At 59.1% G+C, this 26,392-nt stretch carries 22 protein-coding genes; 14 read left to right on the forward strand and 8 right to left on the reverse strand.

What is annotated here, in order from left to right; all coding sequences use genetic code 11:
• Positions 1-23: 23 nt before the first annotated feature.
• Positions 24-2,069: a S9 family peptidase gene (locus JQ845_RS11395; protein ID WP_203009008.1), complete on the reverse strand. Its 2,046-nt coding sequence runs from the start codon at positions 2,067-2,069 to the stop codon at positions 24-26.
• Positions 2,070-2,169: 100 nt separating this feature from the next.
• On the opposite strand from JQ845_RS11395, the gene JQ845_RS11400 reads away from it, so the two are divergent.
• From JQ845_RS11400 to JQ845_RS11425, 6 genes are all read left to right on the forward strand, one after another.
• The gene (locus JQ845_RS11400; RefSeq protein WP_029612604.1) at positions 2,170-2,664 is read left to right on the forward strand and encodes a hypothetical protein; all 495 of its coding nucleotides are present in this window, start codon (positions 2,170-2,172) and stop codon (positions 2,662-2,664) included.
• Between the two features lie 36 nt (positions 2,665-2,700).
• The gene (locus JQ845_RS11405) at positions 2,701-3,477 is read left to right on the forward strand and encodes a class II glutamine amidotransferase (protein ID WP_003441631.1); all 777 of its coding nucleotides are present in this window, start codon (positions 2,701-2,703) and stop codon (positions 3,475-3,477) included.
• Positions 3,478-3,489: 12 nt separating this feature from the next.
• The gene (locus JQ845_RS11410) at positions 3,490-4,023 is read left to right on the forward strand and encodes a DUF2937 family protein (RefSeq protein ID WP_160628133.1); all 534 of its coding nucleotides are present in this window, start codon (positions 3,490-3,492) and stop codon (positions 4,021-4,023) included.
• Between the two features lie 159 nt (positions 4,024-4,182).
• Positions 4,183-4,935: a 5-oxoprolinase subunit PxpA gene (locus JQ845_RS11415; protein ID WP_003441635.1), complete on the forward strand. Its 753-nt coding sequence runs from the start codon at positions 4,183-4,185 to the stop codon at positions 4,933-4,935.
• Positions 4,932-5,636, forward strand: coding sequence for a 5-oxoprolinase subunit B family protein (locus tag JQ845_RS11420; RefSeq protein ID WP_010656468.1), 705 nt, complete (start codon positions 4,932-4,934; stop codon positions 5,634-5,636). Before JQ845_RS11415 ends, JQ845_RS11420 begins: the two co-directional genes overlap by 4 nt.
• Positions 5,633-6,553 (forward strand): 5-oxoprolinase subunit C family protein, encoded by a 921-nt coding sequence (locus JQ845_RS11425; protein ID WP_203009009.1) that lies wholly within the window; start codon positions 5,633-5,635, stop codon positions 6,551-6,553. Before JQ845_RS11420 ends, JQ845_RS11425 begins: the two co-directional genes overlap by 4 nt.
• Positions 6,554-6,601: 48 nt before the next feature.
• Here the strand turns inward: JQ845_RS11425 and JQ845_RS11430 are convergent, their stop codons facing one another.
• Both JQ845_RS11430 and JQ845_RS11435 read right to left on the reverse strand, forming a co-directional pair.
• On the reverse strand, positions 6,602-7,780 hold the full coding sequence (locus JQ845_RS11430) for a vWA domain-containing protein (RefSeq protein ID WP_003441640.1): 1,179 nt from the start codon (positions 7,778-7,780) through the stop codon (positions 6,602-6,604).
• Between the two features lie 21 nt (positions 7,781-7,801).
• Positions 7,802-8,647 (reverse strand): AAA family ATPase, encoded by an 846-nt coding sequence (locus JQ845_RS11435; protein ID WP_003441642.1) that lies wholly within the window; start codon positions 8,645-8,647, stop codon positions 7,802-7,804.
• Between the two features lie 206 nt (positions 8,648-8,853).
• On the opposite strand from JQ845_RS11435, the gene cysK reads away from it, so the two are divergent.
• From cysK to JQ845_RS11450, 3 genes are all read left to right on the forward strand, one after another.
• A complete protein-coding gene (gene cysK / locus JQ845_RS11440) occupies positions 8,854-9,828 on the forward strand; it encodes a cysteine synthase A (protein WP_010656467.1) in 975 nt (324 codons plus the stop codon).
• 266 nt (positions 9,829-10,094) lie between these two features.
• Positions 10,095-11,033: an aspartyl/asparaginyl beta-hydroxylase domain-containing protein gene (locus JQ845_RS11445; RefSeq protein ID WP_003441646.1), complete on the forward strand. Its 939-nt coding sequence runs from the start codon at positions 10,095-10,097 to the stop codon at positions 11,031-11,033.
• A 333-nt stretch (positions 11,034-11,366) separates the two neighbouring features.
• Positions 11,367-12,230, forward strand: coding sequence for a DMT family transporter (locus tag JQ845_RS11450; RefSeq protein ID WP_003441648.1), 864 nt, complete (start codon positions 11,367-11,369; stop codon positions 12,228-12,230).
• Between the two features lie 67 nt (positions 12,231-12,297).
• On the opposite strand, the gene JQ845_RS11455 is transcribed toward JQ845_RS11450, so the two are convergent.
• Entirely contained in the window at positions 12,298-13,200 is a 903-nt protein-coding gene (locus tag JQ845_RS11455) for a DMT family transporter (protein WP_003441650.1), read from the reverse strand.
• 349 nt (positions 13,201-13,549) lie between these two features.
• Here JQ845_RS11455 and hrpA point away from each other — a divergent pair, with 349 nt between their 5' ends.
• From hrpA to JQ845_RS11475, 4 genes are all read left to right on the forward strand, one after another.
• Positions 13,550-17,464 (forward strand): ATP-dependent RNA helicase HrpA, encoded by a 3,915-nt coding sequence (gene hrpA, locus JQ845_RS11460; RefSeq protein WP_003441652.1) that lies wholly within the window; start codon positions 13,550-13,552, stop codon positions 17,462-17,464.
• 176 nt (positions 17,465-17,640) lie between these two features.
• Positions 17,641-18,762, forward strand: a complete 1,122-nt coding sequence (locus JQ845_RS11465) for a beta-ketoacyl-ACP synthase III (RefSeq protein WP_003441654.1) — start codon at positions 17,641-17,643, stop codon at positions 18,760-18,762.
• A 92-nt stretch (positions 18,763-18,854) separates the two neighbouring features.
• The gene (locus JQ845_RS11470) at positions 18,855-19,463 is read left to right on the forward strand and encodes an RNA polymerase sigma factor (RefSeq protein ID WP_003441656.1); all 609 of its coding nucleotides are present in this window, start codon (positions 18,855-18,857) and stop codon (positions 19,461-19,463) included.
• Positions 19,457-19,690 carry an anti-sigma factor family protein gene (locus tag JQ845_RS11475; protein ID WP_010656465.1) on the forward strand — a complete coding sequence of 78 codons (234 nt, stop codon included), beginning with the start codon at positions 19,457-19,459 and terminating at the stop codon, positions 19,688-19,690. Before JQ845_RS11470 ends, JQ845_RS11475 begins: the two co-directional genes overlap by 7 nt.
• Positions 19,691-19,758: 68 nt before the next feature.
• Here JQ845_RS11475 and JQ845_RS11480 read toward each other — a convergent pair whose 3' ends face one another.
• Entirely contained in the window at positions 19,759-21,051 is a 1,293-nt protein-coding gene (locus JQ845_RS11480; protein ID WP_203009010.1) for a putative porin, read from the reverse strand.
• Between the two features lie 264 nt (positions 21,052-21,315).
• On the opposite strand from JQ845_RS11480, the gene JQ845_RS11485 reads away from it, so the two are divergent.
• Positions 21,316-22,440, forward strand: coding sequence for a GNAT family N-acetyltransferase (locus JQ845_RS11485; RefSeq protein WP_161718792.1), 1,125 nt, complete (start codon positions 21,316-21,318; stop codon positions 22,438-22,440).
• A gap of 174 nt (positions 22,441-22,614) precedes the next feature.
• On the opposite strand, the gene JQ845_RS11490 is transcribed toward JQ845_RS11485, so the two are convergent.
• From JQ845_RS11490 to JQ845_RS11500, 3 genes are all read right to left on the reverse strand, one after another.
• Positions 22,615-24,447 (reverse strand): ABC transporter ATP-binding protein, encoded by a 1,833-nt coding sequence (locus tag JQ845_RS11490; RefSeq protein WP_003441666.1) that lies wholly within the window; start codon positions 24,445-24,447, stop codon positions 22,615-22,617.
• A gap of 142 nt (positions 24,448-24,589) precedes the next feature.
• Complete coding sequence (locus tag JQ845_RS11495) at positions 24,590-25,159, reverse strand: peptidylprolyl isomerase (RefSeq protein WP_003441669.1); 570 nt, start codon at positions 25,157-25,159, stop codon at positions 24,590-24,592.
• 162 nt (positions 25,160-25,321) lie between these two features.
• Positions 25,322-26,245: a LysR family transcriptional regulator gene (locus JQ845_RS11500; protein ID WP_003441671.1), complete on the reverse strand. Its 924-nt coding sequence runs from the start codon at positions 26,243-26,245 to the stop codon at positions 25,322-25,324.
• Positions 26,246-26,392: the final 147 nt, after the last annotated feature.

Below are 26,392 nucleotides of genomic sequence, written 5' to 3' on the forward strand. Positions count from 1 at the left end.
CAAACCAGCGCTCACTGTGTCTGTTAAATCCCCAGCACCTTGAACACAAACGCGTACTCCAGTGCCACGTCGCGCAGGCCTTGATAGCGCCCGCTCATGCCGCCATGGCCGGCATCCAGCTCGGTCTTGAGCAGCAGCAGATTGTCGTCGGTCCTGGTGGCGCGCAGCTTGGCCACCCATTTGGCCGCTTCCCAGTACTGCACACGGCTGTCGTTGTAGCCGGCAATCACCAGCATCGCCGGGTAGGCCTGCGGTGCGACGTTTTCATAGGGCGCATAGGCCTTGATACGGGCATACACCTCGGGGTCCTGCGGGTTTCCCCATTCGTCGTACTCAGTGACAGTCAACGGCAGTTCAGGGTCGAGCATGGTGTTGAGAACATCGACAAACGGGACTTCGGCTATGGCTGCCTTGAACAGTTCCGGTCGCTGGTTGAGCACTGCGCCAATCAGCAGGCCGCCAGCGCTGCCGCCGCTGATCACCAACTGGTCCGAGCGGGTCAGGCCTTTGTCGATCAGGTGTTCGGCACAGGCGATAAAGTCACTGAAGGTGTTGTGCTTGTATTCCTGTTTGCCGGCGCGATACCAGGCTTCGCCCAGTTCCCCGCCGCCGCGCACGTGGGCAATGGCAAAAGCGACCCCGCGCTCGAGCAAGCTCAGGCGGGCATGGGAAAACCATGGGTCGAGACTTTCGCCATAGGCGCCATAGCCATATAGATAAAGCGGCACAGGTTTGCCCAGCGCACTACGTTTGACCACCAGGCTGATCGGCACTTGCGTACCGTCCGGTGCCGTGGCCCACAAGCGCTGGCTTACATAGTCATCGGCATTGAACGGTCCCAGAACCGGGGTTTCCTTGAGAACGCTTTGCTCGCCGGTGGCCAGGGTGAGCTGGCGCACTTGTGCCGGGCGATTCAGTGACTCATAGCGCAGGCGCATATGCTGACTGTCAAATTCCAGGCTGTCTTGCACATACAGGCTGTAGGCCGCGTCCGGTAATTGCACGCGATAGGCCGGCAAGCCATCGGGACGGACTTCGATGATCGGCAGACCGCCTTCGCGCAGGCTCAGGCACAAGGCATGGGCGTTCAGGCTCAAGCCTTCCAGCATCACACTGTCGTCATGGGCGATCAGCAATTGCCATTCGTTGCGCGTTGGTACATCGCCAAACGCGTAATACAGGGCAAAGTTGATCCCGTCCTGGTTGGTACGCACAAACCAGGCCCATTGCCCTTGGTACAGCCCATGGTCAACGCTGTAGTCGTGGCCTTCGACCCGGGGTGCCAGGCAGTTGAAAGCCCGTTGCGGGTGATCGGCATCCAGCACCCAGCTTTCGCTGGTGGTTTTGCTGTTAAGCAGCAGGATCAGCTGGCGCTCGGAGCTCGAACGATAGCAATGCAGGAAAAAACGCCCGTCCGGCTCATGAAACACTTCATGTGCAGCGGTTTCGCCCAAGGTATGGCGCCACAGTTTGTGCGGACGATGGGTCTCGTCCAGTTCTGCGAAAAACAGGGTCTGGCTGTCGTTGGCCCAGGTCATGCTGCCATCGCAGTCGGTGAACGGCAGCTCGCTGACTGCGCCGCTGCTCAGCTCCTTGACGAACAGGCGGTAGGTTTCTTCGCCGCTGGTATCCAGGCTGTAGGCCAGACGCTGTTGATCGGGGGTGATGCTGAAGGCGCCCAGGGAAATAAAGCCGCCATCGGCGAGGGCGTTCGGGTCCAGCAGTAACTGTTCGGCGTTTTCGTCAACCTGCTGGCTGCCGTCAGCCGGGCGCGGGCAGCGGTAGTGGCGGGCGTACTCGTCGCCGGCGATGGTGCGTGTGTAATACAGATACGGACCCCAGGGGGAGGGGAGTGACAGATCAGTCTCGCGAATCCGGCCCTTGATCTCTTGAAACAGTGCCTCACGCAGTTGCGCCTGGTCGGCCAGCTGCGCTTCCTGATAGGCGTTTTCGGCTTTCAGGTAGTCTAAAACTTCTTCGCTGTCGCGATTTTGTAACCACGAATAGGGGTCTGAGCCCTGGACCTTATGTGCGACAGGGGCGCTGTTTGCGTAGGCTGATTCGGTCATTGAGCGTTCTCTGAAACCTGCATGAAAAGAAGTGACGCTGACGGCGGTGCAGCCGCATTGCCTAAAAGCCGTTATCATAGCGCCTCATTGCCTGCCGACCATGGATACCATGACCGAGAACGACTATCTGATCGCCTGGGGCCTTTATGCCTTTGCCGCTTTGGGCTGCCTGCTCGTATGGTGGCGCCTGACCCGCTTTATGTGGCGCTGGTTGCGTGAGCCTTTACGCGTGTTAATGGCGGTGTTGCTGTTGAGCCCGACCATTATCGACCCGGTAAAAGAAAAATTTGCTCCTGCAGTGGCCATCACTGCCCTGGACCTTGCGTTCAAGGTGGGCAATAACGCCTGGCGCGCGGTGTCGGACCTGTTGATGTACGCCATCTTTGCACTGTGCCTGTATGCGGTTTTTGTGCTGATTCGCTGGCCCATTGAGCGTGCCCGCAAGGCGCGTCAGGCGCAAGCCGCCGCCAACCAGCAGGCGCACCACAGCGACCCTGAAGACGACCAGCCTTTCGGCCCTGCTGGCGATGACCGTTTTGTCCGCCCGGCAGCACCCCGTGCTGCGGGCCCGTCGCGGGTTGAGCCGCGGTTGTAATCCTTTTCCGTTGAGCTTGAATGCGAGAGTGCGAGCGTGTGTGAATTATTGGGCATGAGCGCCAACGTCCCGACCGATATTGTGTTCAGCTTTACCGGCCTGATGCAGCGTGGCGGGCGTACCGGCCCGCATCGCGATGGCTGGGGCATTGCCTTCTATGAAGGCCGTGGCCTGCGTCTGTTTCAGGACCCGGCTGCCAGCTGCGACTCCGAGGTCGCGTTGCTGGTGCAGCGCTACCCGATCAAAAGCGAAGTGGTCATTGGCCATATCCGTCAGGCCAACGTCGGCAAAGTCTGCCTGTCCAATACCCACCCGTTTGTCCGTGAACTCTGGGGCCGTAACTGGTGCTTCGCGCACAACGGCCAGCTGGCCGACTTCTCCCCGAGTACCAGCTTTTACCGTCCGATCGGTGATACCGACAGTGAAGCCGCGTTCTGCGATGTGCTGAACCGGGTTCGCCAGGCCTTCCCCGAACCGGTCGACGTCGAAACTATCCTGCCGGTGCTGGTCGCCGCTTGCGCCGAATTTCGCAGCAAAGGGGTGTTCAACTGCCTGCTCAGCGACGGTGACTGGCTGTTCTGCTACTGCTCGACCAAGCTGGCACAGATCACGCGTCGTGCGCCCTTTGGCCCGGCACGTTTGAAAGATGTCGACGTGATTGTGGATTTTCAGTCAGAAACAACCCCGAACGATGTAGTCACCGTGATTGCCACCGAACCGCTGACAGAAAACGAAACCTGGACGCGTTACGAACCGGGTCAATGGAGCTTGTGGCGACGCGGTGAATGCGTCAGCCAGGGCACAACCGAATAAGGATGCGCCTGCATGTTTCTGAGCTATCTGCGGTTGGTGTTGTTTACGTTGGGCCTGTTGATCGGCGTGCAAGTGCCGGGGTTTATCAATGATTACGCCAACCGCGTCGAAGCTCACCTGATCGAAGCGCAAACCGGGCTGGCGGGTTTCCAGAACACCGCCAACCAGTTTTTCAAAGGCGATCTGCAAGCGCTGGTTGCGCATTACCGGGCCAGTGACGACCCGGTATTTCGCAGCGATGCCAACAGCCTGGGCACATTGCTCAGCCGCCAGCGTCTGCTCGACGATCAGTTCCAGGCCATGCAGGGGCCGTGGTACATGCGTGCACTGCAAGTGGCCTACGCGGCCGATCCGGCAATTCGTCAGGAAACCATCGACACCTACAGCTATCAGGTGCTGCTGTCCCCGACCGCCATTGGCTGGGCGATGGCCGGAGCCCTGTTGTTTTCCTTCATCATCGAAGGCTTCCTGCGCCTGGTGGACTGGGTCGTTCTGGGCGGTAAACGCCAGCGCGAGCGAATTGCCCGCCGAGCACGCAACAGCTAATCCTGACCTGCGCCTGCAGAACAGCGGTTGGCCCGGCAGAAATTTAAGCAATCAACTTTTTCTTATCCCTGAGTCCGGCTTTTATTAGTTGGACGAACGGCGTGCTGCTGTCCAAAAATGCCTGCACCTAAACTATAAAAAGACCACAGGAGCATCGCCGTGAGCCGCCTGTTATTGAATTGCGATATTGGTGAGAGTTTTGGCAGCTGGACCATGGGCCTGGATGCCGAGGTCATGCCGTTTATTGATTGCGCCAACATTGCCTGCGGTTTTCACGCAGGCGACCCGGGCATCATGCGCAAAACCGTAGGTCTGGCGTTGGCCCATGATGTGAAAATCGGCGCCCACCCCGCGTATCAAGACCTCGCCGGCTTTGGTCGACGCTCCATGGCCTACTCGGCGCAAGAGCTGCAAGACCTGCTGCACTATCAGATCGGCGCTCTGGACGGCATCTGCCGCGCCCAGGGCACGCGAGTCAGCTACGTCAAACCCCACGGCGCCATGTACAACGACATGATGGCCAGCCCCGCACAGTTGCGGGCGGTGGTGCAGGCCGTGGCCGCTTACGACCCGGGCTTGCCGCTGATGCTGATGGCCACCCGCGACAACAGCGCGGCGCAAGCCATTGGTGATGAGTTCGGCGTGACTCTGTGGTTCGAGGCCTTTGCCGACCGCGCTTACGACAGCGCCGGGCGCCTGGTTTCGCGGCAACTGCCGGGGGCGGTGCATCACGACGCCGAGATTATCGTGCAACAGGCCCTGACCATTGCGGCTGGCCAGCCTCTGGTGGCCAATGACGGCAGTGCCTTGCACCTGCACGCCAACACGCTGTGCGTGCATGGCGACAACGCCGGCTCGGTCGCCGCCGTGCAACGGATTCGCCAGGCCCTGAGCCAGCAGGCGCAGGGATGAAGCCGCGCATTGAAGTGGTGGCCATCGACTGCCTGATGCTGCGTCTGTTCGATGAAATTGCAGAAACCAACATGCCGTGGATGCTGGCTGCCAGCGAGCGCCTGCGCATTTGCTTCGCCGAGTATCTGACCGATCTGGTGCCGTCCTACACCACCTTGATGGTGCACTACGACGGCCTGGCACTGACGCCGGCCCAGGCCCGGGAGCGAATCGCCCAGGCCTTGACTGACCTGCGCCCGGAAACCCAAAACCTTGGCCAGTGTCACGTACTGCCAGTGTGGTACGACCTGAGTGTGGGGCCGGAACTCGCCTTGCTGGCCAAGCGCACCGGCTGGTCGGTGAGCGAAGTCATCCGTCGTCACAGTGAGCATCAATATCAGGTCTTCGCCCTGGGCTTTGCCCCGGGTTTTGCCTTTATGGGGCTGGTCGAAGAAGCCCTGGCCGCACCGCGTCTGGCCACCCCGCGCAAACGTGTCGCCACCGGCAGCGTCGGGATTGCCGAGCGCCAGACCGCGGCCTATCCCGCGCAGTCGCCCGGCGGCTGGAACCTTATCGGCCGTACCCCGAGCGCATTGTTTGATCGCGAGCGCGAGGGTTACAGCCTCATGCAGCCAGGCGACAGGGTGCAATTCGCCCCTGTCAGCCGTGCTGAGTTTATCCGTCTAGGCGGTGATGACACGCCCCAGGAGGTCTTGGCATGAGCCGTTTACTGATTCAGGCCAGTAATCCGTTTTGCCTGCTGCAGGACGCCGGTCGTTTCGGCGTACGGCACCTGGGCGTGACCCAGGGCGGGGCTGCGGACTGGATGTCCATGGCCTGGGCCAACTGGCTGCTGGGCAACTCGCCAGACGCGGCGGTCATCGAAATCACCCTCGGCGGCTTATCTGTTATCGCCCGGGACGATTGCACGCTGGCTCTGGCCGGCGCAGATCTGGCAGCAACGGTAGACGGACAAGCCTTGAAGCCCTGGCGCAGTTTCTCTCTGAGAAAAGGCCAGACCCTGACCTTCACTCAGCCGATGAGCGGTGCCCGCACCTATCTGGCCGCACCGGCAGGTTTTGGCGCCCCTCAAGTGCTGGGCAGTTGCTCCACTGTGGTTCGTGAGCAGCTCGGCGGCCCCGATGGCTTTGGCCGGGCGCTGGCGGCAGGCGATGAGCTGAGTTATGGCGGGGCTGCGCAGCCGTTGCGTGAACTGCCGTCCCGGTACCTGCCCGAGTTCAGTCCCAAGCCGTTGCTGGATGTGGTGCTGGGTGCCCAAATAGGTGCTTTCAGTGGTCAAAGCACCTTTGACGCCTTCAATAATCCATGGACCCTCGACAGTCGCGCCGACCGCATGGGCATCCGCCTGCTGGGGCCGGCACTGGTCTATCAGGGCGCGCCGATGATTTCCGAAGGTATCCCGCAGGGGGCGATTCAGGTCCCGCCGGATGGCCAGCCGATTGTATTGCTCAATGACCGTCAGACCATTGGCGGCTACCCGCGTCTCGGCGCCTTGACCCCGCTGGCGCTGGCACGTCTGGCCCAGTGTTTGCCGGGGGAAGTGGTGTACATGCGTCCGACCACCCAGGATGCGGCGCAGCGCCAGCAGGTGGCGTTCATGCAGCGGTTTGCCGAATAACAACCCAGCCTGCAGGAGCGAGGGTGTTCGCTCCTGCAGGGGGCATCATTACTTGGCCAGAAACCGCATCCCTTGTTCCAGACCGTCCGGCGTCAAGGGGTACATCCGGTCTTCGATAAGGTCGCGTACGATCCCGGTCGAAGCGGTGTAGTTCCACGTGTCTTTCGGGTAAGGATTAATCCAGATCAGCTTTTTGTATTTCTCCATGAAGCGTTGCATCCACTTGTAACCTGGCTCTTCATTCCAGTGTTCGACACTGCCCCCCGCGTGGGTGATTTCATAGGGGCCCATGGCCGCGTCGCCAATAAAGATCACCTTGTAGTCGGCGCCGTATTTGTTCAGCAGATCCTGGGTGGAAATACGTTCGACCTGACGACGCTGGTTGTTCTTCCATACCGACTCATAAATGAAGTTATGGAAGTAGAAGTACTCCAGATGCTTGAACTCGGTTTTACAGGCCGAGAACAACTCCTCGCAGATCTTCACGTGTGAATCCATCGAGCCGCCAATATCAAACAGCAACAGCAGTTTGATGTTGTTGCGCCGTTCAGGGCGCATCTGAATGTTCAGCAGGCCGGCATCGCGGGCGGTGTGGTCGATGGTGCCATCGATATCCAGCTCTTCTGCCGCACCCTGGCGGGCAAACTTGCGCAGGCGCCGCAGAGCCACCTTGATATTGCGCGTGCCCAGTTCGACCTGATCGTCGAGGTTCTTGTACTCGCGCTGCTCCCAGACCTTGGCGGCCTTGCCCTGGCGCGCGCCGGCGTCGCCCACCCGGATGCCTTCAGGGTGATAGCCCCCAGAGCCGAACGGGCTGGTGCCACCGGTGCCGATCCATTTGTTGCCACCGGCATGGCGTTCCTTTTGCTCTTCAAGACGCTGTTTGAACGCTTCAATCAGCTTGTCCAGGCCCCCCAGCGATTGCAACTGCGCCCGGTCTTCGTCGCTCAGCGAGCGCTCGAATTCCTTGCGCAACCAGTCTTCGGGAATCAGGGCCTCAAGGTGCTCGTTGAGGTTCTGCAGGCCATTGAAGTAGGCGCCGAATGCGCGATCGAACTTGTCGAAATGACGCTCGTCCTTGACCAGGATGGTGCGCGCCAAATAATAAAATTCGTCCATGTCGGCGAAGGTCACGTGGTGCTTCAGCGCGTTGATCAAGTCCAGCAACTCGCGCACAGAAACCGGCACCTTGGCCGCCCGCATTTCATTGAACAGATTAAGCAGCATGCTTATCGCCTTCTGGAAAAATCAGCGATTAGCGCGACGGCTCATGAACGCCAGACGCTCCAGCAATTGCACGTCCTGTTCGTTCTTCACCAGAGCGCCGGCCAGTGGCGGGATGGCTTTGGTCGGATCGCGCTCGCGCAGCACGGCCTCGCCAATATTGTCGGCCATCAGCAGTTTCAGCCAGTCCACCAGCTCGGAGGTCGAAGGCTTTTTCTTCAGGCCGGGCACTTTGCGTACGTCGAAAAACACGTCCAGCGCTTCACTGACCAGTTCTTTCTTGATGTCGGGGAAGTGTACGTCGACGATCTTTTGCAGGGTGCTGCGGTCCGGGAAGCTGATGTAGTGGAAGAAGCAACGGCGCAGGAAGGCATCCGGCAGTTCTTTTTCGTTGTTGGAGGTAATGATGATGATCGGGCGCACTTTGGCCTTGATGGTTTCGTCGGTCTCGTAAACGTAGAACTCCATCTTGTCGAGTTCTTGCAGCAGGTCGTTCGGGAACTCGATGTCGGCCTTGTCGATTTCGTCGATCAGCAAAATGACCCGCTCTTCAGCTTCGAAGGCTTCCCACAACTTGCCCTTTTTCAGGTAATTGCGCACATCGTGGACTTTATCGACCCCCAGCTGCGAATCACGCAGACGGCTGACCGCGTCGTACTCGTACAGGCCCTGATGGGCCTTGGTGGTGGACTTGATGTGCCAGGTGATCAGCTTGCAACCGAAGGATTCGGCCAGTTGCTCGGCGAGCATGGTCTTGCCGGTGCCGGGTTCACCTTTGACCAGCAGCGGGCGCTCCAGGGTGATGGCCGCGTTGACCGCCAGTTTCAGGTCATCGGTGGCCACGTAGGCGCGGGTGCCTTCAAACTTCATCTGCAATTCCTCAAACCAGGACCCGGGCCCTGCAAGGGGCAGGGCGGGAGAACAAAAAAGTATGTCCGACTATAACGCGACGCCCGTCCGAGGTGAACGCAGACGCGCCATTCAGTCTCTGAATGGCGCGTCACGCCATGACTGGACGCCCGGGAACACGAGGCCTACCCTTGAGGCCTTCCCAAAAGGTGAATAAGGACCCCGCCATGAGCCGCATTTTTGTAGATAACGCGCACTCCATCGGTAACACGCCTCTGGTACAAATCAACAGTATTGCGCCCCGTGGCGTGACCATTCTGGCCAAGATCGAGGGCCGTAACCCGGGCTATTCGGTGAAGTGCCGGATCGGCGCCAATATGATCTGGGACGCCGAAAGCCGTGGTGTGCTCAAACCCGGCATGACCATCATTGAACCGACGTCGGGCAATACCGGCATCGGTCTGGCCTTTGTCGCGGCTGCCCGCGGTTACAAATTGATGCTGACCATGCCGTCCTCCATGAGTATCGAGCGGCGCAAGGTGCTCAAGGCGCTGGGCGCCGAACTGGTACTGACCGAGCCGACCAAGGGTATGAAAGGGGCCATCGACAAGGCTGCGCAGATCTGTAACAGCGATCCTGAGCAGTACTTCATGCCCCAGCAGTTCGAAAACCCGGCCAACCCGGCAATCCATGAGAAAACCACCGGACCGGAAATCTGGAACGATACTGACGGCGGCATTGACGTGCTGGTGGCTGGAGTGGGAACCGGTGGCACCATCACCGGCATTTCCCGCTATATCAAACACACCCAGGGCAAGCCGATTCTGTCGGTTGCGGTAGAACCCATCACCTCGCCGGTCATCACCCAGGCGCTGGCCGGTGAAGAGATCAAACCCTCGCCCCACAAGATCCAGGGCATCGGTGCCGGTTTTGTACCGAAAAACCTCGATTTGTCGATTCTCGATAAAGTCGAACTGGTCAGTGATGACGAATCCAAGGCCATGGCCCTGCGTCTGATGCACGAAGAAGGCATCTTGTGCGGGATCTCATGCGGCGCGGCAATGGCTGTGGCAGTACGTTTGGCTGAAACCCCGGAAATGCAGGGCAAGACTATCGTTGTGATCCTCCCCGACTCGGGTGAGCGCTACCTGTCGAGCTACCTGTTCAGCGATATGTTCAGCGAGCAGGAATTACAGCAGTAAGCCCGTTTCCCAGGGTGCAGGCTTGCCAGCGATTCAGGCATCGTGGTGCTGTCGCAGGCAAGCCGGCCCCCGCCAGGCGGATGCAACTGACCCAAATCAAGCGCTCAGAGCTGCGACTTATGCACTATTGACTCGTTATTACGTCTTCCTTAACGCTGAATGTTGGATCAGGCGGGTTTTGCCCGGGGCCGGGAGTGTTTATCATGGCCGGCTGCCACGTTGCATGACAGACCGGGGCAGGTTGCCTATTTTCGAGGAGTTGTTGCATGACCTTATCCTTCGCCATCAAGGCAGGGTTGATACTGCTGTTTGTCGGCAGCATCCTTTACGTGCATTTGCGCGGCAAGGCGCGCCTGCCGGTGTTGCGCCAGTTCGTCAACCACTCCGCGTTCTTTGCGCCCTATAACGCCTTGATGTATCTGTTCTCCGGCGTCCCGTCCCGGCCCTACCTGGACCGCAGCAAGTTTCCCGAGCTGGATGTTCTTAAAGACAACTGGCAAGTGATTCGCGAAGAAGCCATGCACCTGTTCGATGAGGGCTATATCCGCGCCGCCGAAAAGAACAACGATGCCGGTTTTGGATCGTTCTTCAAAAAAGGCTGGAAGCGTTTTTACCTCAAGTGGTACGACAAAGCGCTGCCATCAGCCGAACTGCTGTGCCCCAAGACCGTCGAGCTGGTGAACAGCATCCCCAACGTTAAAGGCGCGATGTTTGCGCTGTTGCCGGGGGGCAGCCACCTCAACCCGCACCGTGACCCGTTCGCAGGTTCGTTGCGTTATCACCTGGGCCTGTCGACACCCAACTCGGATGCTTGCCGGATTTTCGTTGATGGCGAAGAGTATTCCTGGCGCGACGGCGAGGACGTGATGTTCGACGAGACCTACGTGCACTGGGTCAAGAATGAAACCGACATCACCCGCGTCATCCTCTTTTGTGACATCGAACGGCCGCTCACCAGCCCCCTGATGACGCGCATCAACCGCTGGGTCAGTGCTCAGCTGGGCAAAGCCACCGCTCCACAGAACACCGATGACGAGCGCGTAGGCGGCATCAACAAGGCCTATGCCTGGAGCAAGACGTTCAGCGACCGTTTCAGTGGTGTGGTCAAACAATGGAAGCGCCGTAACCCCAAACTTTACCGCGTGGCCCGTCCAATATTGGCCGTGATCGTGCTGCTGTTGTTATGGCGCTGGTTGTTCGGTTAAAGCATTGCAATTTGTATCGGGCGCTGGTTATAGTCAGCGCTCGATGAGCCCAAGCGCTCCGCATCTTCTCTCCAAAAAAGATCAGCCCATGCCGGTTTGCCTCTCCCACAGCGTTGTCGTTTCAGCAGTCTCTGCTGGCGTGGTGCCGTGCGCAAACCAGCAGCCTGCGCAGATTAGTCACTATCCCCCTCCTGTCAGCCGCACTGTGGCGTCGCCACCAGGTGTTGTTGTCGCGGGCTGAACTGATCTTTCAGCTGCCCGTACCCGCCTGAAAAACCTCTGAACTTCAGCTTTGGCTGAGTTGGCTTTTTTGCCTGATGACAGGTGTTACCCATGTTTTCGATTTCTAAAGAGTCCGCGCTGGCGGCTGTTTCCACGAGCCTGTTCGTTCTGCTGTGGAGCAGTGGTGCCATCTTCTCCAAGTGGGGGCTGGCCCATGCATCGCCCTTTGCCTTTTTGTTGATCCGTTTTGCCATCGCCTTGCTGGCGCTGGTGCTGATAATCCCGTTGATGAAGTTTCAACTGCCCCGTGGCGTCAAGGGGATCAGCTATGCCCTGGCCACCGGTGTAGTGCTGTTGGGCGCCTATCAGATTTTTTACCTGCTGGCGCTGGATCTGAAAGTAACCCCGGGGGTGATGGCCACCGTGATGGGGGTGCAACCGATCCTGACCGCCGTGATCATGGAGCGGCGGCATTCCTTCAGTCGGTCTCTGGGGTTGCTGCTGGGGCTGGGCGGTTTGATCCTGGTGGTCTACCAGGGCATCGGTCTGGCAGGTTTGTCCTGGACCGGCATGCTGTATGCCTTGCTGGCACTGGCCAGCATGACGGCGGGCACCTTGATGCAAAAGCGCATCACCCAAAACCCGCTGGGTACGCTGCCGCTGCAATACCTTGCAGGGTTGCTGGTATGTGCGGTGTTTGTACCGTTTCAGCCATTTCACTTCGAACACAGTGCCGGGTTTGTGGTGCCGGTGTTGTGGATGGGGCTGGTGGTTTCAGTACTGGCGACCTTGCTGCTGTACCGGATGATCGCCAAAGGCAATCTGGTCAACGTCACCAGCCTGTTTTATCTGGTGCCGGCGGTGACCGCGGTGATGGACTATCTGATTTTCGGCAACAAACTGGCGGCTTTGAGCTTGCTGGGCATGGCGCTGATCATCATCGGGCTGGTGTTCGTGTTCCGTAAAACGGCCTGACACCCTGACCTGCAGGAGCGAGCTGTACTTGTCCCGCGATACAGCTCGCTCCTGCAGATCCGTGGTCTCACGGGTTTACAGCTTTTGCCACTGCAGCAGGCTTGAGCACCAGCCATACCGCTACAGCGATCAGCAACCCGCCGTAGATATGTGCCATTGACAGCGGCTCATCCAGAAACAACGCGCCCCACAGCACGCCAAATGGCGGAATCATAAAGGTCACGGTCATGGATTTGACCGGACCAATGCTGGTCAGTAGGCGGAAGTACAGAATGTAGGCAAACGCCGTACAGACCAGTCCAAGGCCCAAAAGGGAAAGCCACACGCTTGCTCCGCCCCAACTGGCCGGCGGCTGGTTGATGGCGCTCAGGGCAAACAGTGGCAACAGAAACAGCGTGGCCCCGAGCATGCTGCCCAGTGCCGAAAGACGGGGGTCTAGCCCGCCTTGCTGATCCAGCCAGCGGCGCGCCAGGAAACCGGCAAAGCCATAACAGGTGGTGGCCAGCAGACAGGCGAGGGCGCCCATCAGCAGATCCATATCAAATGCCACTGGCCCGGCACGCGTCAGGATGCCGACACCGAACAAGCCTAAAAACACACCGGCCATTTTGGTCGCAGTGAGTTTTTCGCTAAAGAACAACCCGCCAATCAGCACGCCCATCAGCGGTGTGGTCGCGTTGAATATTGATGAATAACCAGCAGGCAATACCTGGGCCGCCACCGAATACAACGTGGCCGGAATGCCCGAGTTGATTACCCCCAGGATCAAAATCACCTTGAGCTTTCCGCCGAAATTCCAGCTCACGCGCATCAGCGCCAGAATCACCACCAGACCGGTAGCGGCTATGGATACTCGAAAAAACGCGGTAGGAATGGTCCCGATCACCGGCGCAATAATCCGCATAAACAGAAAGCTGGCGCCCCAAATGCCTGCCAGTGACAGCATCCGTGCAATATCGACAAGTCTCACGGTGATTCCTTACAAGGTTTGAGCCGGGCAGTTTAGGGGATACAGCGCGCAAGGCAATGGCTGCCCGGGCGCAATATCCCTGTGCACGGACAACGCTCGAGGCCGGGGGGGCTGGCTACTGGTGACTGCCGGCAAGACCTGGTTTATCTGGGGGCTGGTGGCCCTGGCTGTTCTGGAACTGGCGGTGGCGGTGGCGGGAAAACCTCAGGCCACCGGCCGGCAGCTGCCCGCCTCCGAGTAACGGCGCCTTTGGCATGGATGCCATATCCAGCTGTAGATCCCGTTCACGGGGTGGGGCCAAATCTGCGACAATCCGCCCCCTGCATTTACGAAGACTTTTGCGCGCCTGATGACTGACGAATCGCCTGCTATCGACCAACTGTTGAAAAACCTTGATCAAGCCATGATTGCCGACCGCCATAAACTGCGTCGGCAATTGCATGAGCTGCGCAAAAAGCCTGACGACGTGGCCAAATTGGCCGCGTGGGCCGAGCGGGTGCAGGCGTCGTGCGCGCAGGTGAAAGCGCGGGCGGCCAGTGTGCCGCTGATTCGTTATGACGAAAACCTGCCGATCGCCGCCAAGCGCGATGAGATCAAGGCCGCGTTGCTCAAGCATCAGGTGCTGATTCTGGCCGGTGAAACCGGCTCGGGTAAAACCACCCAGTTGCCGAAAATCTGTCTGGAAATCGGTCGCGGTCAACACGGTTTGATCGGCCATACCCAGCCCCGTCGAATTGCGGCGCGCAGCGTAGCCAGCCGGGTGGCCGAAGAACTGGCCACGCCGTTGGGCGCGCTGGTGGGGTACCAGGTGCGGTTTGAGGATCAAAGCGATTCCAACACCCTGGTCAAACTGATGACTGACGGTATCCTGCTGGCCGAAACCCAGCACGACCGTTATCTGGAACGCTACGACACGATCATCGTCGACGAAGCCCACGAACGTAGCCTGAACATCGATTTTTTGCTGGGCTACCTGAAAATCCTGCTGCCGCGTCGTCCAGACCTGAAAGTTATCATCACTTCGGCCACCATCGATCTGGAGCGCTTCTCCAAGCACTTCAACGATGCGCCGATTGTCGAGGTATCGGGCCGTACCTTCCCGGTCGAGACCTGGTATCGACCGCTGACCTCGGAGCAGGATGAAGAGGGCAACAGTGTCGAGGAAGATTTGAGCGTCGACCAGGCGATCATTGCCACCCTTGATGAAATTGCCGCCTTTGAGCGCAGTGAACGCAAAAGCCCCGGCGATGTGCTGGTGTTCTTGCCCGGTGAGCGGGAAATTCGCGACGCCGCCGAGATGCTGCGCAAGGCGCAACTCAAGCACACCGAAATTCTGCCTCTGTATGCGCGATTGTCACCTGCCGAGCAGCAGCGCATTTTCCAGTCGCACCCGGGGCGCCGCGTGGTGCTGGCAACCAACGTGGCTGAAACCTCGCTGACGGTGCCGGGCATTCGCTATGTGATCGACAGCGGCACCGCCCGTATCAGCCGCTATAGCTATCGGGCCAAGGTTCAGCGCCTGCCCATCGAAGCGATTTCCCAGGCCAGCGCCAATCAGCGTAAAGGCCGTTGCGGTCGGGTTGAACCGGGTATCTGTGTGCGTTTGTACGCCGAAGAAGACTTCAACGGGCGCCCGGAATTTACTGATCCGGAAATTCTGCGCACCAACCTTGCCGCCGTCATCTTGCAGATGTTGCATCTGCGTCTGGGCGAGATTACTGCGTTCCCGTTTATCGAACCGCCGGATGGCAAGGCCATCACTGACGGTTTCAACCTGTTGCAAGAACTGTCGGCAGTGAACCGCGAGAACCAGCTCACACCGCTGGGGCGTCAACTGGCGCGCTTGCCGGTGGACCCGCGCATGGGTCGCATGCTGCTGGAAGCAGCCAGGCTCGGCAGTTTGCAGGAAGTGTTGATTGTTGCCAGTGCGATGTCGGTACAGGACCCCCGTGAGCGTCCGCCCGAGCGCCAGCAAGCGGCGGATCAGGCCCACGCCCAATGGAAAGACGTGGACTCCGATTTCGCCGGGCTGATCAATGTCTGGCGCGGCTTTGAAGAGCAGCGCCAGGCCTTGACCGCCAGTCCGTTGCGCAGCTGGTGTCGCAAGAACTTCCTCAATTACCTGCGGCTGCGCGAATGGCGCGATTCACACCGCCAATTGAGTCTGATCTGCCGCGACATGCAGTTGACGGTCAATAAAGAACCGGCCGACTACCCCAAGCTGCACAAGGCGGTGTTGTCCGGCTTGCTCAGCCAGATCGGGCAAAAGACTGAAGAGGGGGATTACCTCGGCGCACGTCAGCGCCGGTTCTGGATTCATCCTTCTTCCGGCCTGGGTAAAAAACGCCCGCAATGGCTGATGACCGCCGAACTGGTGGAGACCACCAAGCTCTATGCGCGAATGGTGGCCAAGATCGAGCCGGACTGGATCGAGCCGCTGGCCGGGCACCTGATCAAAAAGAACTACTTTGAGCCGCACTGGGAGAAGAAGCGCGGACAAGTGGTGGCCTTTGAGCAGATCACCTTGTTCGGCCTGATCGTGGTCGGTCGGCGTGCCGTGCATTACGGGCCGATTGACCCTGTGATGTCCCGCGAGCTGTTTATCCGCGAAGGTCTGGTGCGGGGCGAAATCCAGTCGCGGGCCAAGTGCCTGACGGCCAATGCCCAACTGCTGGAGCAACTTGACGAGCTGGAGGCCAAGGCCCGGCGCCGCGATATTCTGGCCGACGAAGAAACCCTGTACGGGTTCTACGACGCGCGACTGCCTGCTGAAATTCATCAGACTGCCACCTTCGACAGCTGGTATCGCATCAACAGCCAGAAAGATCCGCAGCTGTTGATCATGCGTGAAGAAGACGTGCTGGCCCGTGAAGCCACTGAAATCACCGCCCAGCATTTCCCGGACACCCTGCATCTGGGGGATTTGACCCTGGAGCTGAGTTATCACTTCGAGCCCAACCATCCCCGGGACGGGGTGACGCTCAAAGTACCTGCGCCGTTGCTTTCGGTGTTGCCGCCCGAGCGTCTGGAATGGCTGGTGCCGGGCATGATCGAGGCCAAGTGCATTGCTCTGGTGCGCTGCCTGCCCAAGGCACTACGGAAAAACTTTGTGCCGGTGCCGGACTTCGTCAAGGCCGCCTTGCAGCGTATGGCCTACGGCGAAGGGTCGTTGCCCCAGGCACTGGGTCGCGAGCTGTTGCGCATGACCGGGGCGCGGGTGAGTGACGAAGCCTGGGCCGAAGCTGCGCAGCAGGTGGAAAACCACCTGAAAATGAATCTCGAAATTGTTGATGGCGAGGGCAAGTTTCTCGGCGAAGGCCGCGATCTGGCCGAGCTGACAGCACGCTTTGCCCAGGCCAGTCAGGCCGCGTTGGCGGTGCCGCAAACAGCGAAAAACCAGCAGCCGGTAGAGGCCAAGGTGTTTGCCCCGGTGGCTGAAAAAACCCAGCAGAAGATTGCCGGGTTGTCGATGACGGTTTATCCGGCATTGGTAGAAGAGGGCAACAGCGTCAAGGAAGGACGTTTCTCGACCCCGGCCGAGGCTGAGTATCAGCATCGTCGGGCGCTCCAGCGGTTGTTGATGCAGCAACTGGCCGAGCCTGCCAAATTCTTGCGCGCCAAGCTGCCGGGGCTGACCGAACTGGGCCTGTTGTACCGCGAGCTGGGCAGGGTCGAGAGTCTGGTGGAAGACATTCTGCTGGCCAGCCTCGACAGCTGCATCCTTGAAGGCGAAGCCGTGCTGCCGCGCGATGGTGCGGGCCTGGCTGCACTTGCCGAGCGCAAGCGCGGGGCCTGGACCGAGCATGCCGAAAAGCTGGCCAGGCTGACGCTGGATATTCTCAAGCTGTGGCACGGGCTGCAAAAGCGCTTCAAGGGCAAGATCGATCTGGCTCAAGCGGTTGCCCTGAATGACATCAAGCAGCAGCTCGGCAATCTGGTGTATCCGGGTTTTGTCCGGGAAACCCCGGCAGTCTGGCTCAAGGAACTGCCGCGCTACCTCAAGGCCATTGAAATGCGCCTGGAGAAACTCCCCGGCCAGGTCCAGAAAGACCGGGTCTGGAGTGGCGAGCTGAGCGGTTTGTGGGCGCAGTACCAGGCCCGGGCCACCAAGCATGCCCAGGAAGGCAAGCGCGACCCGCAGCTGGAGCTGTATCGCTGGTGGCTGGAGGAATATCGCGTGTCGCTGTTCGGCCAGCAGTTGGGGACCAAAGTGCCGATTTCGGACAAACGCCTGAGCAAACAATGGAGCCAGGTGGACGCCTGAATACCCTGCAGGAGCGAGCGTGCTCGCGAGCTGTCTGGCGGCTTGAAAGCTCGCTCCTGCACAGATGGACGATCGTGAAGTAACGCCAAATGTTGGCGTTTATGGCAAACTTCGCTGCTATCACTGCCTGAAATGAATTCAATATCTTCTGTTTGAACAGAATAAGAGGAACGACCGTGCATAACGTCGTCATTAGCGGCACCGGCCTGTACACCCCGGCCAACAGCATCTCCAACGAAGAGCTGGTGCAGTCTTTCAATGCCTATGTGCAGCAGTTCAATGCGGATAACAGCGCCGCCATCGAGGCCGGAGAAATCGAGCCTCTGGCCGAGTCCAGTGCCGCCTTTATCGAAAAGGCCTCAGGCATCAAAAGCCGTTTTGTGATGGACAAGGACGGCATCCTTGACCCGCAGCGCATGCGTCCACGGTTGCCTGTACGCTCCAACGATGAAATGTCGGTGCTCTGTGAAATGGCCGTTGGCGCCGCGAAGCAGGCGCTTGAGCGAGCGGGCAAAACCGCTGCCGACATCGACGGGGTCATCGTTGCCTGCTCCAACCTGCAGCGCCCGTACCCGGCCATTGCCATTGAAGTGCAACAGGCGCTGGGCATTCAAGGTTTTGGCTTTGACATGAACGTGGCCTGTTCTTCGGCGACCTTCGGCATTCAGACCGCCAGCAACAGCGTCCAGCTGGGGCAGGCCCGCGCGGTGCTGTTGATCAGCCCCGAAGTGTGCACCGGCCATCTGAACTTCCGTGACCGCGACAGTCACTTCATCTTTGGTGATGCGGCGACTGCGGTGTTGGTCGAGCGTGCCGATCTGGCCACTTCCCGGCACCAGTTCGATATCGTCGGCAGCAAACTGCTGACCACCTTCTCCAACAACATCCGCAACAACTTCGGTTTCCTCAATCGTGCTTCTGACGAATCGCCAGACAGCCCCGACAAGCTGTTCGTCCAGGAAGGCCGCAAGGTATTCCGCGATGTGTGCCCGATGGTGGCCGAGCTGATTGCCCAGCATCTGCAAGAGAACCAGCTCGACGTGGCCGATGTGAAACGCTTCTGGCTGCACCAGGCCAACCTGAGCATGAACCACCTGATCGTCAAACGTCTGCTGGGTCGCGAAGCCTCGGTCGAAGAAGCACCGGTGATTCTCGACACCTACGCCAATACCAGTTCGGCAGGCTCGGTAATCGCCTTTCACAAGTATCAGGACGATCTGCCAGGCGGTTCGCTGGCGGTGCTCAGTTCGTTCGGTGCGGGCTATTCGATTGGCAGCATAATTCTGCGTAAACGCTGATCCCGGATCCCGCAGGAGCGAGGTTGCTCGCGAGCTTTTAAAGCGCTCGCGAGCAAGCTGGCTCCTGCAGATTCACAACTGACGAGGTATCAATGGCTGCTGACGACACTGAGTTGCTCAAACGTCTGCTGGCCGGTGAACAGCAGGCCTTTCGGGAGCTGGTCAGCACCTATCAGGGGGCCATGCGTGCCGTGGCTTATGCCATTGTGGGCAATCGTCATGCCGACGAAGCGGTTCAGGATGCCTGGCTGGCGGTGGTACGCAATCTTGTCAGTTTTGAATCCCGTTCAAGCCTTAAAACCTGGCTGCTAACCATCACCGCCAACGCTGCCAAAAACCGCTACAAGCAAAATCGTCGGGAAGTGCTGCTCGACGATTTACCTTCGCCCCACGGTACGATCGACGACGATCGGTTCTCTTCGGACGGGCACTGGCTGCTGGCGCCCCTGGCCTGGCATCAGGACACCCCCGAAGCCCTGCTCACAGAGCATGAGTTGCGCGAATGCCTGGAGCAAACGCTGCTCAGTCTGCCGCAGTTGCAAAGCAGTGTGCTGGTACTGCGCGATCGTCAGGGGCTTGAGCTGGAGGAGATTTGTAATCTTTTGCAGATATCGCTCTCCAATGCCAGGGTGCTGGTGCATCGTGCCCGACTTAAAGTCTTCGCCACCGTGGAGCATTTCGAGGAAACCGGGGAATGTTGACCTGCAAACAATATGTTGCCCGATCGAGCGACTACCTGGATGGTCAGCTGACATTTCGTCAGCGCCTGCAGATGCGCCACCATGTGCTGTTTTGCCCCAATTGCAGGCGTTTTACCCGGCAAATGCGGTTGATGGGAGCCGCGCTTAAAACATTGCCGGAACCACCACCGGTCGATCTTGAGATGACGGTCAAGCGGATGATGCGCGAGCAGTCAGGCGGGCAATAAAGCGTTGGGCGCAGGCATCGTCGACGGATAAGAGGGGATCGACGCGACCTGCGCTCAACAGATTGCTCTTAGAACTTGGCTTCTACGTCCAGTTGCAGCGTGTTGGCATTGGCATCCTTCTGCGTGGAGGTTGCGTAGTCAGCCTTGGTCAGGAAGTACGTCACGCCCAGACCAAAGTTCTTGTCGATCTCGTAGCCCAGTTTGATCTTGTGCCCCCGTGAACCGGTAGTGCCGTTGGCAAAGTCAGAGTCAGTGAATGCCCCCACCACCGCGTTACGCTGAATATCGCGGTAGTTGTAGTCCAGGCTGAAGGCGTTCAGCTTGCTTTTGAAACCCACCAGCCAGGCATTGTCCTGATCGCTGTCGGTGGCTGCGTTATGTACGTATTGACCGTACAGCGACAGCGGCACTGGCAGGTTGGCGATATCGACCTGGCCGAAGCCTTCGTACAGGCGGAACTCGTCAGTGCTGTTGCCGTTGACTGCCAGCGCACATGGCGTGGTCTTGGTGCCGGTAGTAGGGCAGGTGCTGTCCTTGTCATTGTTGTAACTGTAAACACTGCCGCCCAAGGTCACTTTCAGGCTGTCGGTGGGTGCGAAACGGGCGCCCAGTTGACCGGCATACAGGCTCAAGTCGTTGCGAAACTGCACGCCTTCGCCGTCGACGTTGTCTTTGAGGGTGTAGTAGCCGGCGCTACCGAACATCTCGACGCCGCTGTTACCCAGGTTGTGCTTGTAAGTGGCGGCCAGACCTTCCGGGTTGATATCGCTATCCCAGATCACGTCGCCCATGCTGACCCACGGCTGGGGCATTTTGCCGCCAATCAGGTGCAGGTCCTTGACGGCTGTCGGGTGATAATCGATGTAGGCCTGATCGAGCCACAGTTGTTTCTTGTCGAAGTAGTTGTCCAGATCCTGGTTGGTGGAGCGGGCATCGTCGCCTCCGCCGGTGGCGATACGGATGCCGGTATTCACTTGCGGGTTGATTTCGGTGTAGGCGCCCAGACGAGCACGAATTCGTTGGCGATCCTTGTTTTTACCATCGGACTCACCATCGATCTTGACCGTTTCCTGGCGAACCCTGACGTCGCCCTTGAATTCGGTCTTGGCCGCCCAGGCCACTTTTTGTTCAAAGGCGCTGAGGTCCGATTTTTTCACCTGATTGGCGGCTGCTTCTTGTTGGGCCTGTTTTTCGCTGGTGAGTTCGGTTTGCAGCTCGGCATATTGGGCCGGTGAAATGGAGCCGTTGGCTTTAAGCATTTCGAGCAGTTTGGCATCGACTCCGGCACTGGCCGGGACGCTCATGGCCAGTACCAGTCCGCCACACAGTCCCGCCGCAACCCGTGTAGATACAAGACGCATATGAAACTCCCAGTGTTGAGATGGCCCTGGCCATCTCAGGAAAAATCGGCCCTTGATGGGCTCGCGTTAATGAGGCTTGAGCCTGTTGCAAACAAACCGCTCATAACCCTGCGTTCTAAGAAGCGGCGCCAGTATCGCGGCTGGACATGACAGAAAAGTGGCAAAGTGATATCGAATCTGTGACAGCGGTTTCGCCAGCCAACAGCTCCCACCGGGCATCAGGTGCTACCATCGCCGCTCTACGTCGCACTCCGGGGACAACCAATGCCGTTACACCGCCTGGACAGCCTGTCCGCCATCTCGGCCCACGAATGGGATGCATTGGTGCCAGTGGCGCAACCGTTCCTGCGCCATGCTTTTCTGAGTGCACTGGAAGACAGTGCCAGCCTGGGCCCCCATTCCGGCTGGCAGCCCGAGCACCTGCTGCATTATGAAAATGGTCAGTTGCTGGCAGCGCTTCCCAGTTATCGCAAATGGCACTCCTACGGCGAATACGTGTTCGATCATGAATGGGCCAATGCCTGCGAGCGGGCGGGTATCGAGTACTACCCCAAGCTGCTGACGGCGGTGCCGTTCAGCCCGGTCAGCGGCCCGCGATTGCTGGCGGCCAGTAGCGCCGACGGGCTTGAACTGCTGGCTGCATTGCCCGGTTACCTGGAGATAGAAGGGCTCTCCAGCGCCCATATCAATTTCACCGATGCGCTGGCCGATACGGCCTTGTCACAGCAGCCCGGCTGGCTGCAGCGGCTGGGCTGCCAGTTTCATTGGCAAAATCGCGGGTACCGTGACTTTCAGGACTTTCTCGATGGTTTGAGCTCGCGCAAACGCAAGCAAATGCGCAAAGAGCGCGAGCAAGTGGCGGGGCAGGGATTCGAGTTTGAATGGCTCGAAGGTCAGCAGGTGAGCGAGGCGCAATGGGATTTCGTGTATGCCTGCTACGCCAACACCTACGCAGTGCGTCGACAAACCCCGTATCTGACCCGTGAATTTTTCAGCCTGTTGGCCGAGCGCATGCCCGAGTCCATTCGTGTGGTGCTGGCCAGACAGGGCTCAAGCCCGGTGGCAATGGCCTTCAGCCTGGTGGGCGGCGACAGCCTGTATGGTCGCTATTGGGGGTGCCTGGGCGAGTTCGACCGACTGCACTTCGAGACCTGTTTCTATCAGGGCATGGACTACGCCATCGCAGGCGGTATCCAGCGCTTTGACGCCGGTGCCCAGGGTGAGCACAAGCTGATACGCGGCTTTGAGCCGGTCATCACTCACTCCTGGCATTACTTGCGCCATCAGGGATTGAAAGCGGCAGTGAGTGATTTTCTGGCGCGTGAGCGAGTGGGGGTGCTGGCGTATGCCGAAGAGGCGAGGTCGGCTCTGCCTTACCGGCAGGCCTGATCCTCGCCGGGATGATCAACATCGCCGTCTTCAGCATTCCGCACACCCGCCCCGGGATTATTGAAATACACCAGGGCGCCAAGGATTGGCAAACGCCCTGAAAAACCCCAGAGCCCTTAAAAAACGGGCGCTGGCGCTGTGTATCAGTGGCGTTGCAGAGCTGCTTTTTTAAACTCAGTCCAGACCGACAAAACCGCCTGTCTGGTGCTGCCACAGGCGAGCGTACAAACCGCCGTGGGCGAGCAGTTCGGCATGGGTTCCGGACTCTGCAATATGGCCTTTTTCCAGGACCACCAGGCGGTCCATGCGGGCGATGGTGGACAGCCGGTGAGCGATGGCAATCACGGTTTTGCCTTGCATCAGGGTTTCGAGGCTTTCCTGAATGGCTGCTTCAACTTCGGAGTCCAGCGCCGAGGTGGCTTCGTCCATGATCAGGATTGGCGCGTTCTTGAGCAGTACCCGGGCAATGGCGATGCGCTGGCGCTGGCCCCCCGAGAGCTTGACCCCGCGCTCGCCCACGTGGGCGTCGAAGCCGCTACGGCCCTGGGCATCTGACAGGTTCGGGATGAACTCGTCGGCGCGGGCCTTGCGTACGGCCTCCCAGAGCTCTTCATCGGTGGCATCCGGTTTGCCGTACAGCAGATTGTCGCGGATCGAACGATGCAGCAGCGAGGTGTCCTGGGTAATCATGCCGATTTGTTCGCGCAGGCTTTCCTGGGTCACTTGGGCGATATTCTGACCGTCGATCAGGATTTTTCCGCCTTGCAAGTCGTACAGGCGCAACAGCAGATTGACCAGCGTTGACTTGCCCGCGCCGGAAGGACCGATCAAGCCGATTTTCTCTCCGGGTTTGATCACCAGATTGAGGTCGCTGATGATGCCGCTGCGTTTGCCGTAGTGGAAGTCCACGTGCTCAAAGCGCACTTCGCCGCGCTCTACATTCAGGCGCGGAGCCTGTTCGCGATCAGTCACGGCCACAGGCTGGGCAATGGTCTGCAAGCCGTCCTGGACCATACCGATGTTTTCAAAGATGCCGTTGACTACCCACATGATCCAGCCGGACATGTTGACGATGCGAATCACCAGGCCTGTGGCCAGGGCAATGGCCCCCACGCTGATCAGCGACTGGCTCCACAGCCACAATGCCAGACCGCTGGTGGTGACGATCAACAGGCCGTTGAGGGTGGTGATGGTGACATCCATGCTGGTCACTACGCGGCTCGCCAGCTGGGTTTTTTCGGTCTGCTCGATGATTGCTTCGCGGGCGTATTGCTGCTCGAAGTTGGTATGGGCAAAGAGTTTGAGGGTGGTGATATTGGTATAGCCGTCAACGATCCGGCCCATCAGTTTGGAGCGGGCATCGGAGGACACCACCGAGCGTTCTTTGACCCGGGGCACGAAGTAGTACAGGGCGCCGATATAGCAGGCGATCCAGGTCAGCAGCGGGATCATCAGACGCCAGTCAGCCTCGGCAAACAGCACCAGCGAGCTGATGGCATAGATCAATACATGCCACAGGGCATCGACCGCCTGCACCGCCGAGTCACGCAGCGAGTTGCCGGTTTGCATGATGCGCTGAGCGATCCGGCCGGCGAAGTCGTTTTGAAAGAAGTTGAGGCTTTGCTTGAGCACGTAGCTGTGGTTTTGCCAGCGGATCATGCTGGTCATGCTCGGGCTCAGGGTCTGGTGCACCAGCAGGTCATGCAGGCCGAAGAAAATCGGGCGGATGATCAGTGCGACGACTGCCATCCAGATCAGTTCGTTGCTGTGGATCTTGAAGAAGTCGGTGTTGGGTGTGCCCTGGGTCAGGTCAATCAGTGTGCTCAGGTAGCTGAACAGTGAGACCTCGATCAAGGCGGCAATCAGCCCGACCACCAGCAGGGCGGCAAAGATCGGCCACACCTGACGCAGGTAGTAGTAATAAAACGCCCAGACGGTACTGGGTGGAGCAGGCGTGGGTGCTTCGCGGAAAATATCGATCAGCTTTTCAAAATAGCGATAAAGCATTGGCACTGACGCCCGCAGTGCGGGCTCTCCTTTAGTGGTATGACCCCGCACCCTCCTGCAGGAGCGAGCTTCCAGAAATTGCCCCGAAAGCTCGCTCTTGCTGGTTCAGTGTTCGGTCAAAGTCCTTGTGTGAACCATTGCCTCAGTCAACGCGCTTGGCGGACTTGATCAATACGGGATCGATCGGGACATTCTGCATGCCTTGCTTGGTGGTGGTCTGCGAGTTGACGATCTGGTCAACCACGTCCATGCCATTCACCACCTTGGCGAATACCGCATAACCGGCGTCACGGCCCGGATCCAGAAACGCGTTGTCAGCCACGTTGATAAAGAACTGGCTGGTGGCGGAGTTCGGGTTGGACGTACGGGCCATCGACAGGGTGCCGCGCACGTTGTGCAGGCCGTTGCTGGCTTCGTTCCTGATCGGGTCGCGGGTCGGCTTTTGGGTCATTTGTTCGGTAAAGCCGCCGCCTTGCACCATAAAGCCAGGAATCACACGGTGGAAAATGGTGTTGTTGTAGAAGCCGCTGTCGACGTACTCCAGAAAGTTTTTGCTGCTGATCGGAGCCTTGACCGGGTCCAGTTCAATTTCGATCTGGCCGAAACTGGTGTCCAGCACAACATGGGGCGCTTTGGTCGGTGCGGTGGTGGCCGCCATCAGGTTGGCAGCGAACAGCAGGGCACCGGCGGCGAGGGCGATTTTTTTCAGCATGGGTTCAGGATCCTGGACAGTGAGAGCAACTGCGCGAGGTAACTCACGCGCGATGGAATAGGGTGATGAAGGCGCCAGTGAGTTCAGACTGGCCGCCGACCTTGGACAGGATATTCGCGATCATTGTTCCTGCCCACCGTTGTCATGCCCGAGCAAGCTTGATCAGCCTTGCAGAGGGGCAGCAAAAGGCGCGTCCAGGGGCGCGGTATCGAAGGTGCGCAATAGTTCGACAAGTATTTGTGTGGCCGGGCCCAGGGGTTTGTCTTTGTTGGAGTACAGGAAGAACAGCGGGTGACGGCTGCCGCCCTGATCCAGAGGCAACTGTTTGAGCACGCCTTCCTTGAGCTCGCGTTCAATCATGTGTCGCGGCAACCAGGCAAATCCCAGGCCGCTGCCCACAAAGGCTGCAGCCGTGGCCAGGCTGCCGACGGTCCAGCGCTGTTCCGCTCCCAGCCAGCCCATGTCGCGCGGTTGCTGGCGTCCCGAGTCGCGGATCACCACCTGCAGCTGGCTTTCGAGGTCCTGGAAATGCAGCTCGCGCTGCAGGCGATGCAGCGGGTGATCAGGGTGAGCTACGGCAACAAACTCCACGGCACTGAGCTCGGCGCCCAGATAGCCGGGGATGTTGAAGCTGCTGATGGCCAGGTCAGCCACGCCTTCCAGCAACACTTCTTCAACGCCCGACAGCACTTCTTCGCGCAAGCGCACACGGCAACCGCGGCTTTGCGGCATGAACGCGGTCAGGGCGCGTACCAGCCGTGCATTGGGGTAGGCCGCATCGACCACTAGCCGCACTTCGGCTTCCCAGCCTTGCTCCATGTGGTGGGCCAGGTCTTCGAGCTGGCTGGCCTGTTTGACCAGTTGCCTAGAACGGCGCAGCAATACGCCACCGGCTTCGGTGAGTACTGCCTTGCGCCCGTCGATCCGTAACAACGGCACGCCGAGTTGATCCTGCATGCGGGCTACGGTGTAGCTGACCGATGATTGCGAGCGATGCAGAACTTCGGCGGCTTGAGCGAAGCCGCCGTGGTCGACCACCGCTTGCAGGGTGCGCCATTGATCAAGGGTTACACGGGGCGCCTTCACGATGAATTCCTTTGCCGGAGTCTGTGTTATTGCGATCTGCAGCAACGGCTACAGGTTTTCGCTATATAAACAGGATTATAGATAGGTTGTAGCAAATTTTTGCGCTTTTTCATCGAACCTATGCACTCTAATCTTCCCTCCATCGTC

The sequence above is a fragment of the Pseudomonas paraversuta genome (assembly GCF_904063065.1).
Classification (GTDB): Bacteria; Pseudomonadota; Gammaproteobacteria; order Pseudomonadales; family Pseudomonadaceae; genus Aquipseudomonas; species Aquipseudomonas paraversuta.

What these genes read in the sequence shown, in the direction of transcription:
- JQ845_RS11410 (WP_160628133.1), top strand. Translation starts at nt 3,490, where the DNA reads ATGTTTCTGAGCTATCTGCGGTTGGTGTTGTTTACGTTGGGCCTGTTG.
- JQ845_RS11425 (WP_203009009.1), top strand. Translation starts at nt 5,633, where the DNA reads ATGAGCCGTTTACTGATTCAGGCCAGTAATCCGTTTTGCCTGCTGCAG.
- cysK (WP_010656467.1), top strand. Translation starts at nt 8,854, where the DNA reads ATGAGCCGCATTTTTGTAGATAACGCGCACTCCATCGGTAACACGCCT.
- JQ845_RS11445 (WP_003441646.1), top strand. Translation starts at nt 10,095, where the DNA reads ATGACCTTATCCTTCGCCATCAAGGCAGGGTTGATACTGCTGTTTGTC.
- JQ845_RS11470 (WP_003441656.1), top strand. Translation starts at nt 18,855, where the DNA reads ATGGCTGCTGACGACACTGAGTTGCTCAAACGTCTGCTGGCCGGTGAA.
- JQ845_RS11485 (WP_161718792.1), top strand. Translation starts at nt 21,316, where the DNA reads ATGCCGTTACACCGCCTGGACAGCCTGTCCGCCATCTCGGCCCACGAA.
- JQ845_RS11480 (WP_203009010.1), bottom strand. Translation starts at nt 21,051, where the DNA reads ATGCGTCTTGTATCTACACGGGTTGCGGCGGGACTGTGTGGCGGACTG.
- JQ845_RS11430 (WP_003441640.1), bottom strand. Translation starts at nt 7,780, where the DNA reads ATGCTGCTTAATCTGTTCAATGAAATGCGGGCGGCCAAGGTGCCGGTT.
- JQ845_RS11450 (WP_003441648.1), top strand. Translation starts at nt 11,367, where the DNA reads ATGTTTTCGATTTCTAAAGAGTCCGCGCTGGCGGCTGTTTCCACGAGC.
- JQ845_RS11495 (WP_003441669.1), bottom strand. Translation starts at nt 25,159, where the DNA reads ATGCTGAAAAAAATCGCCCTCGCCGCCGGTGCCCTGCTGTTCGCTGCC.
- JQ845_RS11395 (WP_203009008.1), bottom strand. Translation starts at nt 2,069, where the DNA reads ATGACCGAATCAGCCTACGCAAACAGCGCCCCTGTCGCACATAAGGTC.
- hrpA (WP_003441652.1), top strand. Translation starts at nt 13,550, where the DNA reads ATGACTGACGAATCGCCTGCTATCGACCAACTGTTGAAAAACCTTGAT.
- JQ845_RS11475 (WP_010656465.1), top strand. Translation starts at nt 19,457, where the DNA reads ATGTTGACCTGCAAACAATATGTTGCCCGATCGAGCGACTACCTGGAT.
- JQ845_RS11490 (WP_003441666.1), bottom strand. Translation starts at nt 24,447, where the DNA reads ATGCTTTATCGCTATTTTGAAAAGCTGATCGATATTTTCCGCGAAGCA.
- JQ845_RS11400 (WP_029612604.1), top strand. Translation starts at nt 2,170, where the DNA reads ATGGATACCATGACCGAGAACGACTATCTGATCGCCTGGGGCCTTTAT.
- JQ845_RS11420 (WP_010656468.1), top strand. Translation starts at nt 4,932, where the DNA reads ATGAAGCCGCGCATTGAAGTGGTGGCCATCGACTGCCTGATGCTGCGT.
- JQ845_RS11435 (WP_003441642.1), bottom strand. Translation starts at nt 8,647, where the DNA reads ATGAAGTTTGAAGGCACCCGCGCCTACGTGGCCACCGATGACCTGAAA.